Genomic DNA, 8556 nt, shown 5'->3' on the forward strand with positions numbered 1-8556 from the left:
GCCTTTCTTGTTCGAGGAAGAAACGACCGCCTTCTATCGGTTCTTCCGCAGCCTGCTAAATTTTTCGGCGATGACGGGTTCAGCCCCGCGTCACATTCGGGAGGACCGGAGCGCCGACACGCATCTGGTTGGGAACCGGCTCCGGGAGTCCCTGTCACGTTCAATGTCCATCGTATTGAATTGTCATAATATCGGCTTGTGGCCGGCTGCGGCGACGGGATTGGCTCGTGGGAGGCGTTCGCGGGGCGACTTGCCATCGACGCGCGAAGCGCTCATCGTATCGGGCCGGCGAGGACTTGTGTTTCGGCGGGGCACGGAAATGGCGTGCAGACTCGTTTCAGGAGCGCAGATCATGACCTCTAACGGTAACGCTTCGGCGGAACATGATATTGCACACTTCGATGCGGCCCACGTCCTATCGGTTCCGATGCCCATCGTTGTTGCGGGCTCGGACGGTTTGGATTCGGTTGACGCTCCCGATCCGCGTGACTGGCTCGCCGCGATTATCGACGGTTCCGGCGATGCGATCATTAGCAAGGATCTCCACGGCATCATCCAAAGCTGGAACCCGGGAGCGACCCGGCTCTTCGGCTACGCGCCCGAAGAAGTCATCGGTAAATCAATCACGATACTGATCCCGGAGGATCGGTTGAATGAAGAGCCGCGCATTCTCGCGGAGATCCAGCGCGGTAGACGTGTCCTTCCATTCGAAACCAGACGGTTGCGCAAGAATGGGGAGCTCGTCGACATTTCTCTGACCATTTCGCCGATCCACAATGCGCACGGGAACATCGTCGGCGCGTCAAAGGTCGCGCGCGACATAACCGAACGGCGGATGGCGCAGGAACAGCAACGACTTCTCATGGGCGAGATGCGGCACCGCGTGAAGAACCTGTTCGCGCTCGCCAATGCGATCGTGACGATCAGTTCGAGGTCCGCTGGAAGCCTCGAACAGGTCGTGGAGACAATCCAGGACCGGCTACAAGCACTGGCGCGGGCACACGAGTTGACGATGTCGGATGCCGGAGACGCTACCGAACCGACACCGCAAACCGATCTTCAGGCTCTGATCGAAGCCATACTCGCCCCCTATTCAGCCGACAATCGGATCGTCGTCGAGGGGCCCGAACTCCTTCTCGGCGGACGAGCGGTCACGCATGTCGCGCTCCTCCTGCACGAACTCGCGACGAATGCGGCAAAATATGGCTCGCTGTCCGTCTTCGAAGGCCGACTCGCAGTTCGCATTGAAAGCGACGGTGTTGATGTCCGTCTTCGTTGGGAAGAAACTGGCGGTCCCCGACCAGTGAGCGACGGCGGCGCAGCAGCGCGTGACAGCGAAGGATTCGGCACACGCCTCGAAAAGGGCATCGCCGCAACTTTGAAAGCGTCGATCGACCGCGAGTGGCGGCCATCCGGGCTCATTGTTTCCATCGTGGTCCCTCGCGCCGCGATAGAACTCTGAACTGCTCTTCAAAATTTATGCCGCATTAAAGACCCGGCCCCGATGTCTTATTGGAAAATCGCTTCCCCGGCGCGGTGGGATCGAAGACAAGTCGTGCCGAGAGCGACCGATAGCGGTCGGGCAGCTTTTCAGCCAGCCCCAAGACGAGCGGAGCTCCAAGCGCGTTCGCCGGCTGAACCGTCCTATCGCCGCACCGACCGAACAATGGCGGGCGGCCGCCAACTTCCGTCAAAGACCGACGGTCTCCCGGTTTTCGGCTGAAACATCCGGAGCATCGGCACGAACGCCCCCTTCGGCGTCGGAAGCCAGTTCGCTTCCCGCTCCTTTCCGGGCGTATCATGCTGCAAATAGAGCGTGAGCGATCCGTCCGGATTATAGCGCAGCGCATCGCGCTGGCTGATCGTGAAGCGGTTCAGGGGATTGTCGACGAACCACCAGCCGCGATCCACCTGATACATCGTCAGCGACCAGAAGCCATCCACTGGAGGCAACTGCCCCTTGGCGAAGGTCAAGGTGTAGTTGTTCTTGCCATCGAGCGGCTGCCCGTCACTATCCTTCTCCGCGTAAGGATAGACCGCGTCTTCCTGCAGATTGGCGGGCCAGCCGAACGCCGCGACCACAGCGCGTTTCATATAGTCGGTCTCGTAGCGCCCGAGCCCCTTGGAGATCGTCCAGCTGGCAATCCGCTCTCCCATGACCGGCTTGTTGGCCTCGATCTTTTCGAGCGCGGCTTGCGGCAGGCCGGGGAGTGATGCCTGGACCTCCGGGTCGAGCCGGTCGATGTCGAAAGATTTGCAAGGCGCCAGCCCGATACGCGCCATTCGGGCGAGGATCGCTGCGTCTGCCGGAGCGGCAGGTGCATCCTTGCACATCAGCCGCGCCATGAGGTCGAAATAGCCCTTCGTTCCCATGTCGAGAATCACGGTTTGCGGCTTATCGGTCATGCTGTAGCCGGGGTTTGGGTCGACCGGCGCGGGCTTCGCCTCGTACGGCTTTCCGAAGGCGGAGAGCGGCGTCAGCCGATATTGCGCCTGCAACGCGTGGACCTTCGCATAGTCGGCCTCGCTACCGTCGGCATAGGTACGCCCGAGAATGACGAGATGGCGCGTCGGCGAGCGAATTTCGGTCATGCCGTCCGGCACCTTGCCGCGCCATTCAGGTCCCGCGATCAGATAGGTGCGCGCGCCACCGCCCGCCGTGCGGCGCCCGGGGGATTCCACCACGGGCATCCACAGGCTGTACATCGGGAAGAGGAAGTAACGGTTGCCCATGTCGGGGTGCGAAAAGACGATCGGCTCGGCGCCGAGATCGAGCCAAGCGACCGAATAGAGTGTGTCCGCATTGGGCGCGGAAATTCCGCGATAGGCGGCGGGCGGATAGCGCTTCACATGTACGAACTGGCCGGCGGGTGCATGCAGACCCTCGACCTTGTCGACATTGCTCATCTGGACGCGCGTGACCTCGCTCGTGACAAGCGAATAGCCGTAGACGTAGGCTTCTATCGCGATGGCCCCTGCCTCCGCCGGCGAGAGATCGGATGCCGGCTCGGCGCGAGCGGCCGGAGCCGCCAGCATAGTCGCAGCGGCTGCCGCGCCGAGCAAATGCTTGTAGATTGTAGCCATCATCACTCTCCTGCTCGCGCCGCCTCAAATCCCGGCGCGCCCTTCGTCAGAAATGCGTCGTCACCGACACGCCAAGTGTTCGCGGATCGGCGCGCAATTTGCGGATTGCGGTGCTGCCGGGGAAGATGCCGTTGTTGAGCCCCAGCTGAGCCGCGAGAACCTGGTTGAAGCTGCCATAGGCATAAGACTTGTTCGCCAGATTGTTGCCGAACAAGGCAATCGTCCAGCGCTCGTCGGGCGAGCTGAAACTCACCCGCGCGCCGAGCAGCGCATAGCCGTCCTCAATCGTCTGCGGATTATTGTCGGTGACGCCGCTGTTGCGATAGTCCGAGGTGAAGGAGATGTTGCCGTTGAGCTCCCACGTCCAGCCGCTCTTGCCGACATCCCCGCTCCAGTCGACGCCCACCCGTCCCGTCCACGCGGGCGCGAAATTGGCGGGCGCACCCTCCAAGTCTTGGACCGTTCCAGCGGGAAGGCCCGGAAGGCCGCTGCCGGCGGGAAAGCTGGTGAACTTGCTGTCGAGATAGGCAAGTGAGGCATTGACGGCAAAGCGCGGAACCGGACGCAGCGCGAGATCGAGCTCGAACCCCTGATGGCGGAGCGAGCCGGCATTGCGCACGATGAAGCTCGTGCCGTCGAAGCTGCGGTCCTGATAACCGTCGATATCCATCCGGTAGAGGGTGACGTTCGCGGTCAGGCTGCGTTCCAGCCACTGCGACTTGATACCGGCCTCGGAATTTTTCACCGTCTCGCGATCGAATATCCGCTTGGTCGAGACGACCGCGCCGCCCGGCCCGAACTCGGTCAGCGAAGGCGCGCCTGCCCCGCTATTGTACCCACCCGACTTGTAGCCCGTCGAATAGCTGGCGAAGAGCAATATGTCCTCGGCGGGCTCGAAATTGAGACCGATGCGATAGGTGAAGCGATCATCGTCGAGATCGGGCAGGACGAGCGCTTCGGGCGCCCTGAGCGCCGCGATGAAGGGGGTCGCAATCGTCTGCGCATAGGCGCCCGTTTTCTCGTCTTTCGTCCAGCGTCCGCCGAAAACGAGGGTGAGCGGATCGGCCAGCCGGATATTGGCCTGCCCGTAGGCAGCGAAACTGCGCGAGGTCTGCGTCACGGCCTGTTCGCTCGCGCCGCGCCCGCCGGTCGTAGAAAGCCAGGCGTTGCAAGCCGTGCGCTGCGCGCCGGCGGGCAAAAGCGCGTTGCAATATTGCGCGCCTATGTCGAGTTCTTCGCCGATCCGGTAATCTTCCTTGTAGAAATAGAGGCCGGCGACGAGATCGAGCCGCCCGCCGATCCACTCGCCGGTCGGCGAAATATATTGCAGCTCGTGATTCTGGCTCTTCGAGCGGAAGCGGCTGACACGCGAAGCGATCGCGATCGGCAGCGAGGTGATGTCGCCGTCGAGTTGGCCATTCTTCCAGTCGCGATAACTGTCGATCAAGCGCAGCGTACCCCCGCCGAGGTCGAGCGATGCCTGGCTGACCGCGCCCCACTGGCGATCGTCGAGGTCGCCAGTGACGACGTGGTTCATCAGCCGGTCACCGAGATTGGTGTCAGGCAGCGCGCCAAGCCGAGCTGCGAGGCCTGCCAGCTGCTGCGCGCTGACCGATGACGGATCGAAGTCCGCATTGACGAGGCCGTCGCCCGTAGATTTCGCATAATCGGCCCGTACGATCCATTCGAGGTTGCCCAACTTCGCCTTGAAGCTCGCGCGCAACGCATGATCGTCCTGCGCGCCATAGCGCTTCCCGTCGAGCCGGTTGCGCCAGAGGCCGTCGGACCATTGCCCCTGCCCGGCCAGACGGAAGGCGACATCTTCGGACAGCGGGACGTTGATATAGCCGTCGAGCTTGTAGCGGTCATAGGTCCCCGCCTCGGCTGTGAGACGCGCCGAGAAGTCGCGCGCCGGAGCCGCGCTGCGCAGCGAAAGCGCCCCGACGCTCGCGTTGCGCCCGATCAGCGTGCCTTGCGGCCCGCGCAGCACCTCGGCGCTCTCGATGTCCATGAAGGAGCCGATGATCGCGCCCGCGCGCGGAACATAGACACCATCGACGAAGGTTGCGACGCTCGGTTCGGTGGCGGTGTTCCCGAAGGCGCCGATGCCGCGGATGCTGAGCCGGAGCGAAGAAGCGACCGCCCCCTTCGTGGTCGAGAAGTTCGGTGCGACACGGCCGATGTCCTGCACGCTCATCACATTGGCGCGGGCCATCGTCTCGCCGCTGAACGCCGCGATCGACACCGGAACGTCCTGGATATTCTCGCCGCGCTTCTGCGCGGTCACGACGATCGCGACGTCATCGTGTGCCGCGCCTTCCTCGACCTCTTGCGCAAATCCCGCAACGCTTCCGGCGCACAGATAAATCGCGGTCCCGAGCGCAAGCGCGCCCTTCACAAGCTGGCTCAACCCGTCTCTCCCCTGTTCTGGATCTCATGGCGCTCAGGCGCCGAAATGCGTCACGTCCCGCGGTTCGATGCCATGCTCGGCGCAATAGGCGAGGTAGCGATCGACAGCGGTTCGCCAGTTCTCGATCGCCGCCATCTGGCCATCCTCCCCGAAATAGACGAGATCGCCGGTGGTGATATTAAGTGTGACGGTCGCATCGCCATGGCCCTCGATCGTGATCGGAGTGTGGCGCGAGCCGGCGGTCTCGTAGACGATGCTGCCGGGCGTCGCGATCCAGTCATGCTCGGCGTAACGCCACGCACCGGCTATCGTGTAGACGATCACTGTGCCACCATGATGGTGCATCGGGAGCACCGTCCCCATCGGGGCGCGGAGGAGCGTGACCGTCTCGCCGCGAACCGGATCCGCCTTGATCAGCTTGACCTCGACCGTGCCGCTATAAGGTGCAAACGGCGTCCACGGCAGGTCCTCGTCGTGAATGATGGCGGTGTCGATCGTCTCGAAATTCATCATGAGTCCTCTCCCCGGCCGCGGCTTCTTACCCGGCTCAGCCGCGGCCTCTAGATGGGAGCACCGAATGGAAGTTGACTTTGCACGCCAAAATGAAATTCTGACCCGATGAAAGCGCGAGGCGGAAGATGGGTTCGAGGCGGCGCGCTCGCAGGCACGCAACAACTCGTTGCCGAGTTGGGCGGGGATTTCGACGCACTCGCGGCAGAAGCCGGCCTCCCTCCCGGCTTCCTCGGCGCACCCGACGCGCCCATCGAGGCAGCTGCCGTGCCGCGGTTCCTCGACATCGCCTCCAAGAAGCTGCGCTGTCCGTCATTCGCGCTGAGACTTGGCCAATATCAGGATTTTGGGCTGTTCGGGTCTCTTGGCCTGCCGATCCGGAATGCCAGGACCGTCGGCGATCTGCTGCGCACCCTCGCGGCGCTGTTTCCCTTCCATACGCTAGGTGCGATCGTCGGACTCGTGGAAGAGGGCAATGACCTTCTCGTCACTTACGAGCTTTCGGCAGACATCTATCCCTCGCACCGGCACGTCGTCGAACTGGGGTTCAGCATTCTCACTGCCGAGATCCGTCGGCACAGTCCCAATTGGCAATCGTCCTATGTAGCATTCCGGCATGCGCCGCCGCCGGATTCGGGCTGGCATCGGCGCCTGCTGGGATCCCGTCTTCTCTTCGATGCCGACCGGAACGCGATGCTGCTCGACGCCGAACTCCTCGCGCTGCCGCGTCCGACTGACGGAGACGCCTTGCCGATCCCCCCTCGCGAGCGTGGGCATGCGGAACGAACAGGTTTCATCGGCCTGCATACCGAGCGCGTCATACGGGCAAGCCTTCTCTCCCGCCTGCTGACGGTGCACGAGACTGCGGACCTGCTCGGCACTTCGACCCGAAGTCTGCAGAGGCAGCTCGCTGCGGCGGGCACCTCATTCGACGACATCGTCGACGCGGTCCGGGCGGATCTCGCTCTCGCCTATCTCATGGACTCGCGTCTCAGCGTCGCGCAAATCGCCGAAGCTCTGCAATTTTCGGAAACCAGCGCGTTATCGAGAGCGGTCCGCCGCTGGTATCATCGCTCCCCGCGCGCGCTCCGCCGGGATCGGCTTCATACTTAGAGCAAGTGGCCGATTTGAGACAGTCCGGTTTCAGACTCAAATCGTCATAATAAGACGTTCGCCGCCGCTCCCGCGCTAGGCCATGATCCCACGACTGCAGGTTGCGGGCACCGCACTCAATCGAAACTATAGTGGAGGCGGACGCAGCCTCGCCCGAGCGCCTTGGCTCCGATCAACTTTGGACTGCTGCGAAATCCCGTGGAGGGAAAGAGCGGCCTCCCCCCGCCGAGCAGCTCGGGGAAGATATAGATTTCGATCTCGTCGAGCGCGCCCCTTTCCATGAAGGTCATCTGAAGCTGGCCTCCACCGAGCATCCACACTGGCCCGTCGTCGAGTGCGCGCAGCTCGTCGATAAGGGAGTCGATGTCGCTCCGGGTCTCAAGCACTCCCTTCGGTTTATTGATCGGGCGCGAGGTCACGACGTAGACGCGCTGATCGCCATAAGACCAAGCTGATCCGTCCTGTTCCAGGAAATCATATGTGCCGCGGCCCATTACGATTGTCCGGATTCCCTTGATGAACTCGCGGTAATCGTGCTCGCCCAAGTCGATCTGGTCATAGGCAAAGAGCCATTCGAGACTGTCATTCTTGGTGGCAATATAGCCGTCGAGGCTGGTCGCAATATATCCTAAGATCCGGGCCATATCGCCTCCTTGCAAATAAACGAATGATCGTTTACTAAACGCCGACATGGGTAGGATCAAGACAGTTTCGGACGAAGCGGCGCTCGACGCCTTGCTGGCAGCAGTGAGCGAAACGGGTCCCGAAGGACTGAGCTTTTCCAAAGCTTCTGCTATCGTCGGCCTGTCCGCCTCCTCACTCGTTCAACGCTTTGGCAGCCGGGAGGGTATGGTCCGAGCGGTACTTCTTCACGCGTGGGATAAGCTCGACGCCCTGACGCTCGTGGCTACCAGCGAAACCCCCGAAACGCCCGCAGGCGCAGCCGAACTCCTCCTCCGGCTCATGCATGGCCCCCGACTGGAGACAGATGTCACCGAAGGCCTTCTTCTCCTGCGCGAGGATTTTCGCGATCCAGTGCTACGCGCTCGCGGCTCGGCTTGGGGACGGCGCCTGGCAGTTGTTCTCGGCGGGAGATTGACGCAAGGATCAGCTAATGGCGAGGCAATGGGGTGGCAGATGCTTGCCGTCTGGCAGGGCACCATCATCTGGTGGGGATTTATACGCGACCGTGATCCAGAAGAGGCCATCCGGACCGCATTGATGGAATGGTGGCAGTCTGTCAGCAATCCCAGGCGGCCGAGCCCGTCCTAAAGGTGGCGTACCATTCCGATTGACCGTCGATCTATGCGACCGCGTTAGTTTCTTCTGTACCGTTCTGGCCGATGCACGAACCGCTGCGCGGATTGGTGCTAGCCTCGATGTAAAGCGGCCCAGCGATCGCCGCACCTGATTGAACGCGGGCTGCCGCAGGCAGACCC

7 protein-coding genes are annotated in these 8556 nt (G+C 62.4%); 3 read left to right on the forward strand and 4 right to left on the reverse strand.

Annotated features, from left to right (window positions below):
• The first annotated feature begins 352 nt into the window (after window positions 1–352).
• Complete coding sequence (locus tag HDC29_RS10965; RefSeq protein ID WP_257018160.1) at window positions 353–1462, forward strand: PAS domain S-box protein; 1110 nt, start codon at window positions 353–355, stop codon at window positions 1460–1462.
• Between the two features lie 182 nt (window positions 1463–1644).
• Here HDC29_RS10965 and HDC29_RS10970 read toward each other — a convergent pair whose 3' ends face one another.
• From HDC29_RS10970 to HDC29_RS10980, 3 genes are read right to left on the reverse strand one after another with little or no spacing between them, the layout of a single operon-like run.
• A complete protein-coding gene (locus HDC29_RS10970; protein WP_218844322.1) occupies window positions 1645–3087 on the reverse strand; it encodes a DUF1254 domain-containing protein in 1443 nt (480 codons plus the stop codon).
• A 43-nt stretch (window positions 3088–3130) separates the two neighbouring features.
• The gene (locus tag HDC29_RS10975; protein ID WP_179497075.1) at window positions 3131–5494 is read right to left on the reverse strand and encodes a TonB-dependent receptor; all 2364 of its coding nucleotides are present in this window, start codon (window positions 5492–5494) and stop codon (window positions 3131–3133) included.
• A 33-nt stretch (window positions 5495–5527) separates the two neighbouring features.
• Window positions 5528–6007: a 2,4'-dihydroxyacetophenone dioxygenase family protein gene (locus HDC29_RS10980; protein WP_218844323.1), complete on the reverse strand. Its 480-nt coding sequence runs from the start codon at window positions 6005–6007 to the stop codon at window positions 5528–5530.
• A gap of 105 nt (window positions 6008–6112) precedes the next feature.
• Here HDC29_RS10980 and HDC29_RS10985 point away from each other — a divergent pair, with 105 nt between their 5' ends.
• Window positions 6113–7117 (forward strand): AraC family transcriptional regulator, encoded by a 1005-nt coding sequence (locus HDC29_RS10985; RefSeq protein WP_179497077.1) that lies wholly within the window; start codon window positions 6113–6115, stop codon window positions 7115–7117.
• Window positions 7118–7233: 116 nt separating this feature from the next.
• Here the strand turns inward: HDC29_RS10985 and HDC29_RS10990 are convergent, their stop codons facing one another.
• The gene (locus HDC29_RS10990) at window positions 7234–7761 is read right to left on the reverse strand and encodes a dihydrofolate reductase family protein (protein ID WP_179497078.1); all 528 of its coding nucleotides are present in this window, start codon (window positions 7759–7761) and stop codon (window positions 7234–7236) included.
• Between the two features lie 46 nt (window positions 7762–7807).
• Here HDC29_RS10990 and HDC29_RS10995 point away from each other — a divergent pair, with 46 nt between their 5' ends.
• On the forward strand, window positions 7808–8389 hold the full coding sequence (locus HDC29_RS10995; RefSeq protein WP_179497079.1) for a TetR/AcrR family transcriptional regulator: 582 nt from the start codon (window positions 7808–7810) through the stop codon (window positions 8387–8389).
• Window positions 8390–8556: the final 167 nt, after the last annotated feature.

Origin of the sequence: Sphingopyxis sp. JAI108 (assembly GCF_013410105.1) — a bacterium.
GTDB classification, from domain to species: domain Bacteria; phylum Pseudomonadota; class Alphaproteobacteria; order Sphingomonadales; family Sphingomonadaceae; genus Sphingopyxis; species Sphingopyxis chilensis.

Excerpts from the sequence above, each read along its gene's own strand:
- HDC29_RS10970 (WP_218844322.1), bottom strand. The coding sequence starts at position 3,087 with ATGATGGCTACAATCTACAAGCATTTGCTCGGCGCGGCAGCCGCTGCG.
- HDC29_RS10990 (WP_179497078.1), bottom strand. The coding sequence starts at position 7,761 with ATGGCCCGGATCTTAGGATATATTGCGACCAGCCTCGACGGCTATATT.
- HDC29_RS10965 (WP_257018160.1), top strand. The coding sequence starts at position 353 with ATGACCTCTAACGGTAACGCTTCGGCGGAACATGATATTGCACACTTC.
- HDC29_RS10995 (WP_179497079.1), top strand. The coding sequence starts at position 7,808 with ATGGGTAGGATCAAGACAGTTTCGGACGAAGCGGCGCTCGACGCCTTG.
- HDC29_RS10980 (WP_218844323.1), bottom strand. The coding sequence starts at position 6,007 with ATGATGAATTTCGAGACGATCGACACCGCCATCATTCACGACGAGGAC.
- HDC29_RS10985 (WP_179497077.1), top strand. The coding sequence starts at position 6,113 with ATGAAAGCGCGAGGCGGAAGATGGGTTCGAGGCGGCGCGCTCGCAGGC.